The following is a 17,461-nucleotide window of genomic DNA, read 5'->3' on the forward strand; positions in this document are numbered from 1 at the left end:
CTCTCCCTCTCGAAAGCCGTGATCGCGGTGCAATCCCGCGCGCTTCTGTAGAATCGCCGGTCCACTGCGACCGAGCTGATCCCCATGCGCCTCTCCCGCTTTCACCTCGCTACTGTCAAGGAAGTTCCCGCCGACGCCGAGATCGTCAGCCATCGGCTGATGCTGCGCGCCGGCATGATTCGCAAACTGGCATCGGGAATCTACACCTGGTCGCCACTGGGCCTGCGAGTCCTTCGGCGCGTCGAGAACATCGTGCGGGAGGAAATGAATCGCGCCAACGCGATCGAAATGCTGATGCCTTCGATCCAGCCTCAGGAGCTCTGGGAAGAAACCGGGCGCTGGGAGAAATTCGGCGGCCAGCTGCTCAAGATCAGGGACCGCAAGGAGGCCGGCTATTGCTACGGCCCCACGCACGAGGAAGTGGTGACCGACTTTGCCCGCAACGAGCTGAAATCGTACAAACAGCTGCCGGTCAACTTCTACCAGATCCAGACCAAGTTTCGCGACGAAATCCGGCCGCGCTTCGGCATCATGCGGGCGCGCGAGTTTCTGATGAAGGACGCCTACTCCTTTCATGTAGACGCCGAGAGCCTGGGCGACGAATACCGCAACATGTACGACACCTACACGCGCATCTTCACGCGGCTGGGCCTGCGCTTCCGCGCCGTGGATGCCGATACCGGCGCCATCGGCGGCAGCGCCTCCCATGAATTCCACGTGCTCGCCGATTCGGGCGAAGATGCGATCGCGTTCTCGACCGGTTCGGATTACGCCGCCAATGTCGAAAAGGCCGAAGCGCTGGCGCCGTCCGGCGAGCGGCCCGACCCGAAGGCGTCGCTGGAATCTGCAGATACGCCGACCCAGAAGTCGATTGACGAAGTTTCCGCGTTTCTCGGTGTCGAAGCGGCGCAGTGCATCAAGACGATCATCGTGCGCGGCAACGAAGGGCTTGTTGCGCTGTGCGTGCGCGGCGATCACGAGATCAACGAAATCAAGGCCGCCCGACTCGAAGAACTGCCCGGCGAATCCGTGCTGGCCGACGAGTCCGAGCTGGTCCGCAGCATTGGCTGCAAGCCGGGTTTCATCGGACCGGTCAAGCTTCCCGAGTCGATACCGGTCATCGTCGATCGTGCTGCCGCATTGGTTGCCGATTTCGTCTGCGGCGCGAACAGCGAAGGCAAGCACTACCGTGGCGCCAACTGGGAGCGCGATGCGCGGATTACCCGCATCGCCGACCTGCGCAAGGTCGTCGAGGGCGATCCATCCCCGGATGGCAAGGGCACGCTGTCGATCGCACGCGGCATCGAGGTCGGGCATGTGTTCCAGCTCGGCAGCAAGTACGCAGAAGCGCTCGGCGCAACCGTGCTTGATGAGCAAGGCAAGGCGCGCGTCATGTCGATGGGCTGCTATGGCATCGGAGTCAGTCGCATCGTGGCTGCAGCGATCGAACAGAACAATGACGAGGCCGGCATACTCTGGCCCGAGGCGATGGCGCCTTGGCAGGTCGTGATCTGCCCGATCAACCTGGCTCAGAGCGCGGCAGTTCGCGAAGAAGCCGAACGTTTGTACAGCGAACTGGAAGCACGTGGCATTGAAGTCGCGCTGGATGATCGCGGCCTTCGTCCGGGACCGATGTTTGCCGACGCCGAACTGATCGGCATTCCGCACCGCATCGTGATCGGCGATCGCGGACTTGCGGCAGGCACCTACGAGTACCGGCGTCGAGGCGAAGCGGAAAACCGGTCGCTGTCTCGCGACGAGCTGCTGGCATTGTTCGACTGACTGCACGCTGTGCCGGAAGGATGATCAGTATCGAATCGAAGCATCCATCGAAGGATCAACGGGGCGAGCGGGCATGATGCGCAGGATCGACTCCCCGCCGCACGCCGATCGCAGGAGCCGGCTGTTGAGACGCGAGCTGCGCTCGATCGTGCCGCTCGCTGTCGTGGTGATGCTGCTCATCGCCGCCGTGGTCTTCATCGGTCACGAAGCCTGGCTGCACCTTCAGGCATTCCAGGGCTGGATCGCCGGGCTCGGACCCTGGGGGCGGCTCGCGTTCGTCGGCCTTTTCGTGGTCGGGACTTCCCTGCTCGTTCCGGAATCCGTATTCGGGTTTGCTGCGGGCGTACTCTTCGGCCTGGCCTGGGGCATGGCCATCATGCTGTTTGCCAATCTGCTCGCTGCCGCCATTCAGTACGGTCTTGCCCGCCGCATCCTGCACACACCGATCCAGCGATGGCTCGAATCTCGCCCCCTGCTTCGCTCGATTCAGCGCGCCGTGATCGGTCATGAGTTGCGCCTTCAAGTCCTGCTGCGGCTGACCCCGCTGAGTCCTGCTCCGATCAGCTATCTGCTCGGCGCAGCCGGCGTGCGTTTCTCGGGATTCATGCTGGCCAGCCTTGTCCTGATGAGCCACGTCATCGTCGAGGTCTACCTCGGCCATGCCGGCAAGCAACTGGTCGCACACGGCTTCAACAATGCAGAACACGGTTGGCAGCATGCCCTGCTGGTTTATGGCGGTACCGCGATGGGCATCCTTGCCATTGTCCTTGTATCGAAAATCGCGCACCGTGCCGTGCTCAAGGCCATAGCAGAGTCCGAAGCGGAAAAGGCTGACAGCGGAAATATCTGACTCGACAGCCCCGCGATCAGGCACCGGGCCCGCAGTCGATACAGCGCTTCGGTGGATGCGGCCCCATGCCGAGCGCTTCGTTGAGTTTGCGCAAGGCGGTGCGCAGGCCTTCCTCGATGACCGGGTGGTAGAACGGCAATTCCAGCACTTCGCCCACGGTCATGCGCAGCTGGATGACCCAGGCCAGCAGATGGGCGATATGTTCGTTCTCGGGCCCGAACATTTCGGCGCCAAGAATCAGTCCGGTTCCCTTCTCGCCGTAGATGCGCAACAGGCCCCGATTGACCAGCATGACCCGCGAACGCCCCTGGTCAACGAAGGAAACTTCGCCAATCGCGAAATCGGCCCCGGTCGCAACGAGCTGGGCGAAGCGTTGTCCGGCATAGGCCGCCTGCGGATCGCAGAACGTGATGCCGAGTGGCGCGCGCCGGGTATGCCGGAATACGGCCGGATGGCGCGCCGCGTTGTGTCCGGCCAGATGCCCCTCGTCGACGGCCTCGTGCAGGATCGGACGATCGGAGGCCGAGTCGCCGGCAATGAAGATATGACTTGCGCTGGTCTGCATGGTCAGCGGATCGAAATGCGGCACGCCGCGCGGACCGAGTTCAAGGCCGCTGCGTTCGATAGCAAGCCTGTCGACATTGGAGACGCGGCCGGTTGCCGCCAGCAGGAACTCGAATCGCTGCAGCTGCAGATTGCCCTCGTCATCCCTGAAATTGATCACGACATCATCGTCTTCCCGGCTGATTCGAACTTCGGTCGCGTCGAGACTGGCTGGCACCTCGGTGCGGATCGTGTGGGCGGCACAGGCCCGAACCTCGGGGTCGGACAGGCCAGCCACGGCACCGCCACGACCGAACAGGTGCACGCGCACGCCAAGCCGATGCAGGGCCTGGCCCAGCTCCACGCCGATGACTCCGGCACCGAACACGGCGACGGAACGCGGCAGGTCGTGCCAGTCGAAGACGTCGTCGTTGACGATGACGCGGTCGCCGGCCGCCAGGAATTGCTGCGGAATCCTGGGTCGTGAACCGGTCGCGATGACGATCCGTCCGGCTTCGATGCGATCAACCCTTGATGCGGGATCATCGGCTCGCGCAGTCGGGGTCAGGCGCAGGCAATGCGGATCCTCGAATTCGGCATGCGCGCGCAGGAGGTGGCGCTGATCGAATGTGGCGACCGCATCGAGGACGAATCCGACAAAACGATCGCGCTCGGCACGAACGCGTCGCATCACCGCCACCCCATCCACCACCGAGGCACCGGCACTGATGCCAAACTCGGGCAGTGCCTGCATGCGATGCCGCGCATCGGCCGGTGCGATGAGCAGCTTGGAAGGCATGCAGCCGACCCGCGCACAAGTCGTCCCGAAGTTTCCGCCTTCGATCAGGGCGATGCTGTCGGTGTATTTCCTGACTTCGCGGTAGGCCGACATGCCCGCCGACCCCGCCCCGAGTATGGCTACATCCACCTTTCTGGTCGTCATCAAGTCGTCCTGGCTGTCCTGGGCTTTCCGACAGCATAGCGACTCAAGTGCATGGCTCGCTCGATTTCAATCGATGCCTATGATGATGCGGGCCGTCGGGGACGAGGAAGAGCAGGCCGCGAGCCGACCGCCAGGAATCGTCAGCGCGGATTGAACAGACGAGCCAGCGGGGCGGCGCTGGCACCGTGCAGGAATACGCTGAACAGCACGGTGAGCACCACGCAGGCGAGGATCTGGTCAAAACCCGGAATCGCGTACTGCTCGTCGATCAGCAGGGCGAACAGGATAGACGCCAGACCGCGCGGACCAAACCAGCCCAGACTGAATTTCTCCAGCGGCTGGAGCCGGGTCCCGAGCAAGGAAATCCAGATCGGCAACATGCGTATGAGGGTGAGAAAAAGCAGGGCCAGCAGTACGGTTTTCCCGGTCGCATGTTCGAGGCCGATCGGAAGCAGGATGGCGCCGAAGATGACGAAGGTCAGGATGGTCAGGATCTGGCCCTCGCTCTCCATGAACTCGACAATGAAGTCGCGCTGACAGCGCAGCGTATTGCCCAGTGCCAGGCCGGCCATGAAAGCCGCGATGAAGCCGTTGCCACCGACGATTTCCGCCACCGACCAGGCCAGCATCGCGCCGGCAAGAACACTGATGGCGCGACCCGCGTCGCTGGCGCTGTCGCTGTCCACCGCACGATCCACACACTTCGCCAGGAGATAGCCGGTTGCGACTCCAACCAGCGGCCCCAGAAGCAACTGCAGCAGGATGAAGCTGGCGAAACCGTCAGTGGCGCCATCCGAATCGATCCCCGCAGTGCTTGCGCAAAGGGTTGCGGCAAGAAGGATCACCGGCACGGCCAGTCCGTCGTTGAGTCCACTTTCCACATTGATCGCCTGGCGCACGCGGCCCGGAACACTGTCGCTGCTCAGGATCGCCTGGGCCAGGGCGGCGTCAGTCGGAGCAAGAATGGCAGCCACCAGCAACGCCGTGGCCCAGCTCGCTTCCGGCGCCACCCATTGCGCCACGAGGGTGCCCAGCAGAATGGTCAGCGGCATGCCTATCAACAGCATGCGTGCGGGCAGGACATAGGTTCTGCGCAGCTCGCCCAGGCGTACGCCGGCAGCGTCGGTGAACAGCACCAGGATCAGGGTGAACTCGGCGAACCCGTGCAGGAGTCCGTTATTGACGCGCAAATCCAGAATGTCCGCGCCGGCGCCTCCAATGGCGTAACCGAATGCCACGAAGATCATCGGCAGGCTGAGCACGCTCGTGCTGAGTCGACGCGAAAGCAGGGCCCAGAGCAGGATCCCGCTGCAGACCACCACGATCTGGACAGCGGCGCTCATGCGGAGCTTTCCCGGGTTCCTGCCGCTGCAAGCAGACTCGTCTTCATTGGCATGGCTCTCCTGACCGCCGTTGCGGACCCGTCCGGCTCGATACGCGTCGTGCGGTGCACGCCGACGCTTTCCGCGCAGCTTGCCATGAGTCTGTCGGTCACCCGAAATCCCCGCAAGCCCCGATGTGGCAGCTCAAGAAGCGAGCTGACTCAAGCCGGATGCTGCACCGCAGCACCGAGTCCCGTATGATATGCGCCCCATTTCAGTGCCGTGCTCCCCGAGCGCGGATTCCGCAATCAAAGGAGCCCTCATGGCTTTGCAGCTCGTTCCAACCGGCAAGGATGTGCCGAACGAAATCAACGTCATCATCGAAATCCCGAAAGACGCGGAGCCGGTCAAGTACGAGGTCGACAAGGCCACCGGTGCCATCTTCGTGGATCGCGTGCTGTCCACGCCGATGCGCTATCCGTGCAACTACGGCTACATCCCGCAGACCCTGGGTGGCGATGGCGACCCGCTTGACGTGCTTGTCATCCTGCCGCTGCCACTGGTACCCGGCTCGGCGATTCGCTGCCGGCCGGTCGGCGTGCTGCGCATGAGCGATGAAGCCGGTGCCGACGAAAAACTGGTCGCCGTACCGGTGCCGAAAGTGTTCGAGGGCTATGCCCATATCAACGATATCGATCAGGTCTCCAGGCACTGGCTCGAGCGTATCGGCCACTTCTTCGAGCACTACAAGGATCTCGAGAAGGGCAAATGGGTCAAGCTCGAAGGCTGGGGCAACGCCGACGATGCCAGGAACGAGATCCTCGAAGGCGTGAAGCGTCACCGCGCTTCGGAAAGCTGAGCAAACCGGTTCGAATTTCGCAATTCCGGCTTGGCCAGCCATGCCGGGCTGCCAGGCCGGGTAGCCCGGCGATCATGATTGTCCCGCACCGATCTGCCAGCGTGTCTTGCAGATCCCGTCGGGCCCGATTCGTCATGAACCGGGCATGCTACGCAAGCAAGTCACTAACCTCCGGATGCTTCTCGAAATAGCCGGCCGCGTAGGAACAGGCGGGAACCACTTTCCAGCCCTTGCTCCGGGCATGGTCGAGAGCAAAGCGGGTCAACTGCGCCGCGATCCCGCGACCCCCGAGGCTTGCCGGCACGCCGGTATGCGTGATCGTCATCGTCTTGCCTGAAAGCCGGTATTCGATGACACATTCCTGTCCCTCGACCACGGCGACAAAGCGTTGCGCGTTCGACTCATGGGCCACTTCGATATTCATTCGCCACTCCTTTTTCGATCCGGCATGCCCGGATTTCCGGGGGTTTCCTCCACGCAACAGCCTGCTGCATGCACGCTCACCCGCGCTTCAACAATTCGCGAAGTTCGATAAGCGCGGCATTGGCCCGCGAAATGTAGTTGGCCAGCACCAGCGAATGGTTCGCAAAAAATCCGAACGGCGTACCATTCAGCACGATTGGACTACCCAGCGGCTTTTGCGCTTCCTCGAGCTCGCGGATTACCTGGTCAAGGCTGACCATCGCATTCTTGTCGCGCAACACGGCGCCGAAGTCGACTCGAATGGCATCCAGTTGCTCGCGCAGGGCCCAGGTGTAACCCCGTGCTTCGTAGAAGTTGTCGTCAATCCGGGTCCATGGCGTCTTGACAACGCGCGAGCTGGCCGCCGGCTTGGACTGCTGGGCGTTAGGATCGTTGGCCAGATCGGTATCGATGCGCATCTGGCCGACGCTGGCCGAAAGACGCTGTGAAAGGGAGCCGAGGCGTGTCGAAACCACCGACAGGTAGTCAACCAGGTTGTCTGCCCGCGCATAGAACTGGGCGTCGTCCTGATCGTTGTCGGCCAGTCGTCTTGCGTAGTTCTCGATGTGCTCCACGCCCTTGCGATACTGGCTTTCCGAACTCGGCAGCAACCAGCGATCGTTCGGCGAACTGAACAGGGGTTCGGCTTCCTGCAGGTCCACGTCCTCGGTGGATTGAGTCTGCGAACGACTGAATTCATTGCGCAGGGCGCGAGTGAGATCGCGTGATGCCGTGACAACGCCGAATTCCCAGTTCGGGATATTGTCCATCAGAAGGCCCGGGGGCAGCTTGTCGTTGCTGAGATATCCGCCGCGCTTGTCCAGCATGGTTTCCGTTGTCTCGATAAGCGCGGTCGTTGTCGCCGAACCGATCACGACCGGTTGCTGCCGCGCCGTGGCCCGCGCCTGGGTGGCCTTGACCGGATCGAAGTAAGCCGGCTCGGTATCCCACCACCACATCAGGGAAAGAATGACGAACACGAAGGCGAGCAGCAGGACCACGCTGCCCTTGAGGTACCAGCGCGAACGACGCGCAGGTTGTGTGATGGATTCCATGTGACCTCCGTTCGGACTGGCCGGGCGAACCCCGCCAGAACGTGAGCGGTGTTCGCGAAGCCCTGATTGTAGAGGCCTATCTTCGCACGAGTGTCATAAACGAACGGAGGTGCCGCCCGGGCTTGAGGCTGGCGCGGAAAACGCGAAACCGCATCGCGTCCCTGCGATACGGCTCGCCCCCCGACCCGCTGTCAGTGCAGCGGGTCGATACCATTGATGAAAAGCGGGCAGGCAGAGAACCTGAAGCTGATTGCGCCGAAGTGGCGGTCCGGAGCTGGAAGGTTTTCGCGGCACAAGACTATTCGCGGCCCTTCAAGCGTGCGAGATGAAATCACCGTGCCGTGCGCAACGATTGTCCGACAAGCGGCTTGGCACTGCCCCTGATCTGCTTTCCTCAATGGACACGACAATGCGCCCTGATATCGGGAAAGGCATGAAGGAATTCCGAAAGTATTCTGAAATTCTGCTGCAAGGCCGAATCCTGGCCGGCCCGGCGGGACCGGCTCGAGCCTTCGGATCGCCTGTCCTCAGTAGGGAATCGGTGGCGGCAGCCCGTCGACCGCAACCCCGAGGCGGGCCAGTTCGAAGCGGGCGAGGTCGGCTTCGCTTCCCCTGGTCAGCATTTCTGCTCGCAGCGCAAGCAGTTCAAGCCCCATTTCGCGTGCGCGCGCGGCCACGCGCTTGAGTGCGGCGCCATCGCGGTCGTCGCGCTGCGAGGCACGCAGAAGGTCGACGCGCAATGTCGAAAGCGCATCTGGATTGTCGGCAAGCTCCTGTTCAAGGTCGTCCAGCATGCGCTCGGCCTGTTCGATGCGTCCCTGCGCCGAGAGCGTGCCAGCCAGAAGTACCCCTGCCTGCATGGCGGCATGCGGGTCGCGTGCTTCGAGCATGCTGCGCCTCAATTCCCGGGCGGATTGCTCGGCTGCCTCCAGGCGACCCTGCCGAGCCGAAAGTTCGGCCAGGTCGAGTGCGCTCATGCGCGACCAGTCTTCAAGCCCGGCATCCTGGCGCAATTGCATGGCCAGCCTGAAACCGGCATCCGCGGTTTCATTTTCTCCGCGCAAGGCAGCGAGTCGTGCACGCGCGGTTTCTATGGCCGCTCTTCGCTGCGCCGGAACGCTGTCGTCGAAATTGACCGAGGACAGCAGGCTGGCTGCGCCATCGAGATCGGAGCGCAACAATGCCAGCTCGGCAAGACTGGCGATGACCTGCAACCGAAAATCTTCAGCACCCATCGTTGTGAAGCCTTGCAGCGCCTCTCCAAACCGGGACTCTGCTTCAAGCATGCGACCAGCACGCCGATCCTGCACGCCAAGATTGAACTGCAGCCGCGAGACGTCCAGCGTCGCATCGACATCGCGGAACGCCAGCAGCGCCGCTTCGCTGGCCTCGCGCGCAGCGTCGACACGGCCAGCCCGCGCGTACAGGATTGCCAGGTTGCTCCGCGTCGTCGCCTCGCCACGACGATCGCCGCCCCGCTCGAAGAGGAGAAGGGCCTTTTCCCACTGCTCCTGTGCGTCTGCACTCCGGCCCGATCGTGCCAGCAGCATGCCCAGGGTATTGCGCGCCGACGCTTCGCCGGTCAGATCGCCCGAGTCAAGATAAGCCTGCAGGGCCGCCCTGGCTGAATCTTCAGCGGCCGCCATATCCCCGGAACGCTGCTGGGCGATCGACAGGACATCCAGCGTACTGGCCTGCGCACGCGGATCACCCAGCGTGGCCTGCTCGCCGAGTATGGCTGTCAGTGCGTCGATCGCGCCTGCATTGTCTCCTGTCGAAGTCATCGCGAATGCCGCCTCACGATGGGCCGTGGCTGCCAGACCGCCCTGCCCGATTGAATGCGCGAATTCCGCGGCTTTCCTGAACGTGACAATCGCTTCGCCGAACTTTCCCTCTTCGCGCTGCAGCGTGGCCACGAGCAGCTGTCGGCGCAGCGACGCCGCAGGCCACGGTGTTTCGGCCAGCAGGACGTCAAGGCGCTCTAGCGCCTTGTGTACGGCGGCCATGTCGCCACCCAGCAAGCGCGCCGAAGCCAGTTCAAGCAATGCATCAATGCGTGCGGAGTCGCTGGCCGCTCGTTGCAGCGCTTCTTCGGCGGCAAGCGCACGCTGGCGCTGATCGCCACGGACAGCTGCCCATCGCGCTTTCATGAGAGCCAGCCTCGAGAGGTCCAGCGAAGGAGTCGGGGTTTCACCCATCCGCTCCAGCAGCTGCTTCGCTTCACTGGTTCGCCCAGCACGGATCAGGGCATCGAGCAGGCGCAAGCCCGCGCTGCTGTCACCCGGATCAAGCTGATGCAGGGCTTGAAAGGCCGCAATCTCGTCGCTGTGTCGATAGTCGAGGCCAGCCCTGAATCCGTCCAGCTGGAGCTGGGCCGAGCGCGGTAACGCCGCGGAGTCTGCGGCGGCAGATCGGGCCCATTCACGCGCCAGGTTCAGTTCGCCAGCGCGCGCATGCACTTCTGCCAAGGCTGCCATCGCCGCTGCGGAGCCCGGCTCGCGCTTGAGGGCGCGCTCGAACTGCTGGCGCGCAACCAACAAGTCGTCGCGTCGCAGCGCTTCGAGTCCTTGCGAGTACCAGATCAGGGCTTCGGGCTCCTGCGGGCGACCCGCATGCAGAGGCTCCACCGACCAGTTTTCGCGCGCCTCGTCACGGCCAGACCATCCGGACCAGGTCCAGGCCACAAGGGCCAGCATCATGGCGGCCGCCAGTGTCGCAATGACAAGCGGGCGCCAGCCCCGCTTAACGCTGCCTTGGGTTGCGCCGGATGAACTCCGAGGTGGCGAATCCGCCGTGTCGCGGGTATCGCCTGGCTGAGCGCCGCTGGCTACTATTTGCGGCTGCGCGAGAAACCGGTATCCGAGCTTGTGCTTGGTCTCGATGTAGGTCGAGTTGCGAGCGGTATCTCCGAGTGCCTGGCGCAACTCACGTATCGACTGCGAGACGACGCCGATGCTGACTTCCTGGCGGCCCCAGACGTTGTCGAGCAGCTCATCGTGGCCGACAATTCGCTGGGCGTTTTCCAGAAGGTACTTCAGGACCTGGACAGTAATCGGCCGCAGCGATATTTCGCCATTCGGCCCGTTCAGCTGTGCATTGTGGGAATCGAAAACGAAGTGGTCGAATTGATAGCGCATGGACCGAGTCTAACCGGCATCCGTTCAACGACAAGCACTATTGTTCGCAATAATTTCCGCAAAATGGACTGCAGGTTTCACGGAAACAAGTTCGGGATCAGAAATTGCCCGTCAGGCAAGACAGCGGCGCGCAAGTTTCGCCACCCCTGACACCTGCAGGCACACTTTATTTCTGTTTCCTGAATGGATGACTCCGGTCGGAGGAAGGCATTGACACCGCGATCGTCGGAGACTTGCGTGTCCGGGGGCAACCGCGGCAAGGACTCCTGTTCCCCGAGCGTGGCTTGATGGCCGTGGCAGAGCAATGGCCCATGGTGTGACGCAAAGAGATGGGCTGTTGTTCAGCTTTTAGTGGCCGGCCTGGAAGGACAGGAGCAATCGCTGAATCCCCACCGGAACTCGTTCGAATCAGTCGTCGGTCGGTTCGCGCGTGCGAGTCCGCTTGAGCAGCCTTGGCCGAACAAACAGCGCGACCAGACACAGCAGCACGAACATGATCAAGGCGATCGGCTCGCTGTGCCATAGACTATCCATCAGGGCGATTGCGGCAGCAGCAGCCGAGACCGCGCCGAAACCGGTGATCCAGCGCGAACCGGCCCCTGCGTGGAAGGCGAGAGCCCCGACAATCGTGAACGTGCAGAGGAACGCCAGGCTCGCTGCCTCGACGAGGCCGGATAGCGTTCCGAGCGCAGCGAACGCGGCGGCCAGGATGCCAAGGCCGAGCACGGCGCGATCGGGAATGCCGAAGCGGTTCTCATGATCGACCGCGGCCGGCAGCTCCCCCTGTCGGGTCACCTCTCGCGCAAGTCGCGCTGTCGCGAACAGGGTCGAGTTGATTGCCGAACCTGTTGAAAACGCGGCGGCGATCGTGACGACCACGAGTCCGGCCATGCCGAAGGCCTGCTCGCCAGCCAGAGCCAGTGCGACTTCCTTGTGCTCGATGACGCCATCGGCACCAATCAGCATCGGCGTCCCAAGAGCGACCAGCACGTAGACGACGATGACGACGACGATTGCGGAGAGAACAGCACGAGGCAGGGTTTTGTCGGCCGCATCAATATCTTCGTAGTCGTAAGCGAGCAGCTGGAAACCTTCGTAGGCCATGAACACCGCTGCGGCACCGAACAGGGCCGTAGTCCATTCGGCATCGGGCGCACCGCGCGAGAGCATTTGCGGCTCCCATTGGTAGAGCCCGAATCCGGCCAGCAGCACGAGTACCGCCAGCTTGGCCCAGACCAGGATGACCTCGACCGTGCTCGATTGGCCCAGGCTGCGCAGATTGAGCCCGATGAACACGGCCATGATCGCAATCGCCGCGGCCCGCGCAAACCATGGCCCCAGCCCGACCACATGCCCGAGATACTGACCAAAGGTGAAGGCATAGACCGCGTTGGTCAGCACATAGCCCATGATCAGCACCCAGGCCAGGGTTCCCGCCGATTGCATCGCACCGATCTGGCGCAGGAAGGTGAATGCGCCACCACCTTTATGGTAATGCCGGGTCAATTCGACATAGCTGTAGCCGGCTGCCAGCGCGATCATGCCGGCCGCCACGAAGCTGAACCAGGCCAGCGGCCCGGCGATGCCGATAACGACACCCAGCGTCGAGAAAATGCCGCCCCCGACCATGCCGCCAACGGCCATGGACCAGGTGGCGTTGAAACCCAGTTTTTCGTTCGAATGGCTCATGGCGACAACTCGAAGATCCGGCGTGCGCTACCCAGGCATGCAGCATACGTTGATCGAGACATGGTCGGCGCGCAAGCCGAACCGTCCGCAAGCTGCCGACAATCATGCGCATTCGTCCAGCCACGAATGAACTGGCGTGCATGACCAAGGCGATCGGCGAGGCACGCGACTGGTCCGGGCAGCATGGAGTTGCGTTTTCCCTTCAGCCCGCACATTTCGCTCGCGCCGACAGTGTGACCCATGCTCGGGCTTGCCTCGCGTCGCCATGCGCCAGAGCAGCCAGCCCTTGCACGTACACGAACCGATTGCTTCCAACTGCATGATGCCTTCCTCGTCCAATTTCGACCCGCCTCGGTGCTGCGGCACGCCAGGCTCGCTCATCCGGCCTGGATGGCTTTCCATCGAACCCAGGTCCATCCAAACGGCGAACGCGGTGACCGGTGAAAAGGCCCGTCTGCAGACGACCTTCGCAGCAAGGGGCGATCGGGCAGTGCAACTGTTGGCAGTCATCGTCAGCACCCCTGGCGGCTCCTGGATGGTGCCGCGCAAGGTGCTGGAGGCACGTGACTCGGCACGCATCGACCAACTCCCGCTGGCCTGCGCACGATTCGCTTCGCTGCGATGACGAGGTCTCTCGACCAGGCGGACTGAAGGGTTCCGGGCTAGAATGCGAACTCACGCCCGACCACGATTCCGTTCCCGACATGCTCGCCCTGCCCGACCAGCCCGTACTCGACAAGGTTCACCTGATCGGTGGCTGCTCGCGCCTTGCTGTTCAGGTCGATGTGGCACGCTTGCAGAAGGAAATCGCCGAGCTGCCGCAATCGTTCTGGGGCCAGAGCGGCGGTCGCGTCGGTGTGCACAATCCGGCCCAGGCGATCTTTCTGCGTGGACATGCCCCGGCGCAGGGAAACCTGCCGATCGAAGAGCGCGAAGCGCTGCAGCATCTGCCCGGCATCCGCGAGCTGATCGAACAGATCGTTCCTGCACAGGCCATGCGCTGCCTGGTAGCCCTGCTGCCACCGGGTGCCGTCATTGCGCCGCATATCGACCAGGCCGACTACTTCAGCAAGACCATCCGCCTGCACGCGCCGATTGTCACCAGCGATGCGGTCTGGATGTACTGCAATGGACAAAGCTATCGCATGCGCCCGGGCGAACTCTGGGCTCTCAACAACAGTGCGACGCATGGCGTCGTCAATGACGACGCGGAATGCGAGCGCATCCACCTGATCTGCGATTTCCTCGCCAGCGCCGAACTGGAAGCCCTGCTGATTGCCGGAGAGCGCAATCTCGGCGAGCGCAATCTGATAATCGAATCGCGCCTTTACGCCGCGCGCGGAAAAGCCGGAATGGCATGATCGCGACCGACCGCTTCGTCTTCGTCCATCTGCACAAGTCAGGCGGCACCTTCGTCAACGAGTGCCTGATGCGCTTCTTTCCCGGCGCCAGGCGGATCGGCTACCACCTGCCACGTTCATGCATACCGCAGGACAAGCGCTCGCTACCTGTTCTCGGATTCGTGCGTAGCCCATGGAGCTACTACGTTTCATGGTTTTCGTTCCAGTCGCGCATGGCGCAGCCGAATGCGCTGTTCCGCTGTGCCAGCGAGGATCGAAAGCTCGATTTCGAGGCAACGATTCGCAACCTGCTCGAGCTTGGCCAGGGCAACGGGAAGCTGGACTCGTTGCTGGCCGCACTGCCCAGGGAGTACGGCAACCAGGGTTTGAATCTGCCAGCCTTCGCGCTCGAACCCATACGCAACAGCGGCAAGGGCTTCTACAGCTACCTGCATGACTACATGTATGCCGGCGGCGATTCACCCGCGACCATCGGTCGGGTGGAAAACCTCCGTGCAGAGTTCAAGGCGTTCCTGCTCGGGCTCGACATTCCGTTGCCGCCCGCGCTGACCGGATTCATCGACGAAGCGAGTCCGCGCAATACCTCGACGCACCGATCCTGGCGCGAGTACTACAGCGATGACCTGGCCGAACTCGTGGCCTCCAGGGACCACGAGTTGCTCCGGATCTATGGCTATCGCTTCGACGACTAGCGAGGCTCCGGTCAAGTGGCGCTGATCTGCCGGCGATTTCGAACGAACCTGAAAACTCAGCGACGCTTCTTCGATGACTTGGCCGGCTTGGCCGGCTCACCCTTCTTGCCGAGTTCTTCGAGCAGGGTGCTCATGTCTTCGGCATGTTCCTCTTCGACCGCGAGAATTTCTTCCATGATGCGACGCGTGGTCGTGTCGGCATTGCCGAGATAGGCAACGATTTCCCGATAGCTGTCGATGGCAATCCGTTCGGCAACCAGATTCTCCTTGATCATGTCGGCAAGATCGTCGCCTTCGACGTATTCGGAATGACTGCGCGTCAAAAGGCCTTCCGGCGACAGGTTGGGAGCGCCGCCGAGCTGGGTGATGCGTTCGGCGATTCGATCGGCGTGGCCCTGTTCCTCGTTGGCATGCGCGAGGAATTCGGCCGCAACGCTTTGCGCGTTGATGCCCGAGGCCATGTAGTAGTGGTACTTGTACCGCAACACGCAGACGATTTCGGTGGCCAGGGCCTCGTTGAGGATCTTGATCACGGTTTCGCGATCGGCCTTGTAGCCATCGGTGACCGCACCGCGTTCGATGTGCTCGCGGGCGCGCTTGCGGATGTTCTTGATATCGGAAACAAAAGGCTTGCTTGCAGCCATGGGGTTGCTCCTCGGGTCGACTGACAAATATTCCCGCCCGCATGCGCTACGCATCGCGAAGAGCCGCGGGCACGCTGAACGCGTAACCGGTCCCATGGTGCCAAGACAATCACAGCCTGAGCTGAACGAAGTGGCCAGCTAGCCACCAGTGAACGATTCAGCCCGCTCCCGGGTTGCTTCAATCAGCCCCCATACCGCTTCGATCTCGCGCTCGTGGCGCCGCCACTTGTCGGCTGATGGTGCGGATACGGTGTGTCTGGAATGCGGCAGTCTCGATTCCAGCTCGACATCCCAGTCCAGATCACGCTCCCTGCAAAGCCGATTCATTTCGCTGGCCGGATCCGCCAGGAATGTGTCATGGCGAATTGCGCTGAGCTGCTGGTTCGGCACATCTGCCAGATCGTCAAGCAGGATGCGCGTGGCCGTTTCCCACTGGCGGGCGACGATTTCCGGCAGCGGCTTGCCGCGCAGTTCGCGCCAACCCGGCACCAGTACCAGCGACCAGGGCTGACCGCTCCAGTCCGGCATGTTCGGATAGGTACGGAAGCGCCCGGAATTCCAGGCCTCGATCATGCTCGACAGGACTTCACGCGGATCCCGATAGAGGTAGATGAATTGCGCTTCGGGAAATACCTTGCGCAGAAACGGGATGCGCAGCGCGTTCTTTGGCGTCTTTTCGAGCATGCGCACGCGACCCGCCGGCGCCGCTGCGCCCTCACGGTCGCGCAAGGCCTCGTCGAAGCGGGCGCGCAGCGCAGCGATGACTTCAGGTGTCGCCGCCTCGACTCCGATCCGGTTCGAATCCCAGCCGGCGGCTGCCGGATGCAACTCGGGCATGCCCTCGACCCGACCGTGGCTCTCGCCGCCAACGGTGTACAGAGCCGGTGCTCGAGCCAGTGTCTCGAACAGCAAGGTGGACCCGGAACGTGGCGGCGAAACGATGAAAATCGGTCGATCAAAACGCGGCTCTGCGGAGTCGGGCTTCGCGCTGCGCGGAGCTGCGCTCACGCTCGGCGCAACCGCCCTCAGCGCCACGGCAGACGGAGCAGCCGCCTGCGCACCGGCATCCGGGTCCGTTGCGCCCTGAGCGGAGCCTACTGCTTTTGGCCGGTCGTCCAGAGCCGCGCGAAGCACCATCGGCGCCAGCGCCATCAGGAAACCCGAACCGTTGCGTAGCGTGATCGACTGGCCCAGCTGTTTCATTTCCTGCGCGAATGGATCGAGCGCAGCGCGATAAAACGGCCAGCCTCGCTCCGCGTCGCCATGCTCGGCCCAGATGCCCAGCCATTTAGCGCCCAGTTTCGCGCAACACTGCTGTATCGCAGCCAGTTGTGGATGCGGGTTCGATTCGGCGATCAGGAAATTCAGGTGCTCGCGCAATTCCCACGGCGACATCACCGTGGGCAGGTTGACCGATTCGTAGATCAGTTCGGCTTGTACGGACGGATCCGGCGCGATCAGCCTGGCCTGCCAACCCGGTATCGGTGGACGATCGGGGACGCGGCCGCCACTGGCGATTTCCCAGAAGCGATCGCTGCCGACCGTGTCGGCCACGAGGTGAATTCGTTCACTGTTGGCGGCATTGATGACGCGATGCGAGCGCCAGGTGTCGAAAATCCAGCACTCGCCAGCGGCCATGTTGACCTCGCCTTCGCCGCAGATGAAACGAACCGAGGGCTGGGTCAGGATGGGTACGTGCACCCGAACGCGTTCGCGCCAGTAGTAGGCCAGATCGGCATGGGCGGGCACTTCGGCATGTCCGCTCAGGCGCATCAGTCGACTGCGTCCCCAGACCGCGCCAAGGCTGGCCATGGCCTGCTTGAGGTAGGGACAGGCCTGCAGATGCGGCGTTGGCCGCATCGGTCCGGAAATCGAATCGCTGGTCGGATCACCATCGACGGCAATGAGCGGCAGCGCCGAATTGCCTGCGTAGCCCTGCGGATGCGGTCGCCAGACATCTTCGCCAAGCTGCGCAATCTCGGCGAGCAACTTTTCGGCGTCGAAGCGCAGCGGGAACTGGACGAAAGGAACCTGTAGTTTCATCGGTGCATTATCGCATTTCAGCGGTCGCCGGATGGAGTGCCCGAAACGGCAACAGCCAGCCGCCAGAAATCAGGTCCAT

The 17,461-nt window shown here is 62.8% G+C and carries 14 protein-coding genes; 6 read left to right on the plus strand and 8 right to left on the minus strand.

Features of this window, described 5'->3' with window-relative positions; genetic code table 11:
• Positions 1–84 precede the first annotated feature (84 nt).
• Together R3F00_RS04065 and R3F00_RS04070 are read left to right on the plus strand one after the other, a co-directional pair.
• Positions 85–1,782, plus strand: a complete 1,698-nt coding sequence (locus R3F00_RS04065; RefSeq protein ID WP_371280436.1) for a proline--tRNA ligase — start codon at positions 85–87, stop codon at positions 1,780–1,782.
• A gap of 124 nt (positions 1,783–1,906) precedes the next feature.
• Complete coding sequence (locus R3F00_RS04070; protein WP_371280437.1) at positions 1,907–2,632, plus strand: TVP38/TMEM64 family protein; 726 nt, start codon at positions 1,907–1,909, stop codon at positions 2,630–2,632.
• A 16-nt stretch (positions 2,633–2,648) separates the two neighbouring features.
• Here R3F00_RS04070 and R3F00_RS04075 read toward each other — a convergent pair whose 3' ends face one another.
• Both R3F00_RS04075 and R3F00_RS04080 read right to left on the minus strand, forming a co-directional pair.
• Complete coding sequence (locus R3F00_RS04075) at positions 2,649–4,118, minus strand: dihydrolipoyl dehydrogenase (protein WP_371280438.1); 1,470 nt, start codon at positions 4,116–4,118, stop codon at positions 2,649–2,651.
• Positions 4,119–4,258: 140 nt separating this feature from the next.
• The gene (locus R3F00_RS04080; protein WP_371280439.1) at positions 4,259–5,461 is read right to left on the minus strand and encodes a cation:proton antiporter; all 1,203 of its coding nucleotides are present in this window, start codon (positions 5,459–5,461) and stop codon (positions 4,259–4,261) included.
• Positions 5,462–5,762: 301 nt separating this feature from the next.
• Here R3F00_RS04080 and ppa point away from each other — a divergent pair, with 301 nt between their 5' ends.
• Positions 5,763–6,299 (plus strand): inorganic diphosphatase, encoded by a 537-nt coding sequence (ppa, locus tag R3F00_RS04085; RefSeq protein ID WP_371280440.1) that lies wholly within the window; start codon positions 5,763–5,765, stop codon positions 6,297–6,299.
• A 148-nt stretch (positions 6,300–6,447) separates the two neighbouring features.
• On the opposite strand, the gene R3F00_RS04090 is transcribed toward ppa, so the two are convergent.
• The 4 genes from R3F00_RS04090 to R3F00_RS04105 all read right to left on the minus strand — a co-directional run bounded on the left by R3F00_RS04090 (position 6,448) and on the right by R3F00_RS04105 (position 12,642).
• Positions 6,448–6,723, minus strand: coding sequence for a GNAT family N-acetyltransferase (locus R3F00_RS04090; RefSeq protein WP_371280441.1), 276 nt, complete (start codon positions 6,721–6,723; stop codon positions 6,448–6,450).
• Positions 6,724–6,799: 76 nt separating this feature from the next.
• Positions 6,800–7,816 (minus strand): DUF2333 family protein, encoded by a 1,017-nt coding sequence (locus tag R3F00_RS04095; protein WP_371280442.1) that lies wholly within the window; start codon positions 7,814–7,816, stop codon positions 6,800–6,802.
• 527 nt (positions 7,817–8,343) lie between these two features.
• On the minus strand, positions 8,344–10,953 hold the full coding sequence (locus tag R3F00_RS04100; protein WP_371280443.1) for a winged helix-turn-helix domain-containing protein: 2,610 nt from the start codon (positions 10,951–10,953) through the stop codon (positions 8,344–8,346).
• 408 nt (positions 10,954–11,361) lie between these two features.
• Entirely contained in the window at positions 11,362–12,642 is a 1,281-nt protein-coding gene (locus tag R3F00_RS04105) for an APC family permease (protein WP_371280444.1), read from the minus strand.
• 490 nt (positions 12,643–13,132) lie between these two features.
• On the opposite strand from R3F00_RS04105, the gene R3F00_RS04110 reads away from it, so the two are divergent.
• The 3 genes from R3F00_RS04110 (at position 13,133) to R3F00_RS04120 (ending at position 14,695) form a co-directional block, all read left to right on the plus strand.
• Positions 13,133–13,267, plus strand: coding sequence for a hypothetical protein (locus R3F00_RS04110; protein ID WP_371280445.1), 135 nt, complete (start codon positions 13,133–13,135; stop codon positions 13,265–13,267).
• Between the two features lie 79 nt (positions 13,268–13,346).
• Complete coding sequence (locus R3F00_RS04115) at positions 13,347–14,003, plus strand: aspartyl/asparaginyl beta-hydroxylase domain-containing protein (protein ID WP_371280446.1); 657 nt, start codon at positions 13,347–13,349, stop codon at positions 14,001–14,003.
• On the plus strand, positions 14,000–14,695 hold the full coding sequence (locus tag R3F00_RS04120; RefSeq protein WP_371280447.1) for a hypothetical protein: 696 nt from the start codon (positions 14,000–14,002) through the stop codon (positions 14,693–14,695). Before R3F00_RS04115 ends, R3F00_RS04120 begins: the two co-directional genes overlap by 4 nt.
• A gap of 56 nt (positions 14,696–14,751) precedes the next feature.
• Here R3F00_RS04120 and R3F00_RS04125 read toward each other — a convergent pair whose 3' ends face one another.
• Both R3F00_RS04125 and R3F00_RS04130 read right to left on the minus strand, forming a co-directional pair.
• Positions 14,752–15,339: a bacterioferritin gene (locus tag R3F00_RS04125; protein WP_371280449.1), complete on the minus strand. Its 588-nt coding sequence runs from the start codon at positions 15,337–15,339 to the stop codon at positions 14,752–14,754.
• Between the two features lie 138 nt (positions 15,340–15,477).
• Entirely contained in the window at positions 15,478–17,382 is a 1,905-nt protein-coding gene (locus tag R3F00_RS04130) for a sulfotransferase (RefSeq protein WP_371280450.1), read from the minus strand.
• Positions 17,383–17,461 lie beyond the last annotated feature (79 nt).

It is taken from the genome of Dokdonella sp., assembly GCF_041395345.1.
GTDB lineage: Bacteria > Pseudomonadota > Gammaproteobacteria > Xanthomonadales > Rhodanobacteraceae > Dokdonella.

What these genes read in the sequence shown, in the direction of transcription:
- R3F00_RS04065 (WP_371280436.1), top strand. Translation starts at nt 85, where the DNA reads ATGCGCCTCTCCCGCTTTCACCTCGCTACTGTCAAGGAAGTTCCCGCC.
- R3F00_RS04075 (WP_371280438.1), bottom strand. Translation starts at nt 4,118, where the DNA reads ATGACGACCAGAAAGGTGGATGTAGCCATACTCGGGGCGGGGTCGGCG.
- R3F00_RS04080 (WP_371280439.1), bottom strand. Translation starts at nt 5,461, where the DNA reads ATGAGCGCCGCTGTCCAGATCGTGGTGGTCTGCAGCGGGATCCTGCTC.
- ppa (WP_371280440.1), top strand. Translation starts at nt 5,763, where the DNA reads ATGGCTTTGCAGCTCGTTCCAACCGGCAAGGATGTGCCGAACGAAATC.
- R3F00_RS04090 (WP_371280441.1), bottom strand. Translation starts at nt 6,723, where the DNA reads ATGAATATCGAAGTGGCCCATGAGTCGAACGCGCAACGCTTTGTCGCC.
- R3F00_RS04095 (WP_371280442.1), bottom strand. Translation starts at nt 7,816, where the DNA reads ATGGAATCCATCACACAACCTGCGCGTCGTTCGCGCTGGTACCTCAAG.
- R3F00_RS04100 (WP_371280443.1), bottom strand. Translation starts at nt 10,953, where the DNA reads ATGCGCTATCAATTCGACCACTTCGTTTTCGATTCCCACAATGCACAG.
- R3F00_RS04105 (WP_371280444.1), bottom strand. Translation starts at nt 12,642, where the DNA reads ATGAGCCATTCGAACGAAAAACTGGGTTTCAACGCCACCTGGTCCATG.
- R3F00_RS04115 (WP_371280446.1), top strand. Translation starts at nt 13,347, where the DNA reads ATGCTCGCCCTGCCCGACCAGCCCGTACTCGACAAGGTTCACCTGATC.
- R3F00_RS04120 (WP_371280447.1), top strand. Translation starts at nt 14,000, where the DNA reads ATGATCGCGACCGACCGCTTCGTCTTCGTCCATCTGCACAAGTCAGGC.
- R3F00_RS04125 (WP_371280449.1), bottom strand. Translation starts at nt 15,339, where the DNA reads ATGGCTGCAAGCAAGCCTTTTGTTTCCGATATCAAGAACATCCGCAAG.
- R3F00_RS04130 (WP_371280450.1), bottom strand. Translation starts at nt 17,382, where the DNA reads ATGAAACTACAGGTTCCTTTCGTCCAGTTCCCGCTGCGCTTCGACGCC.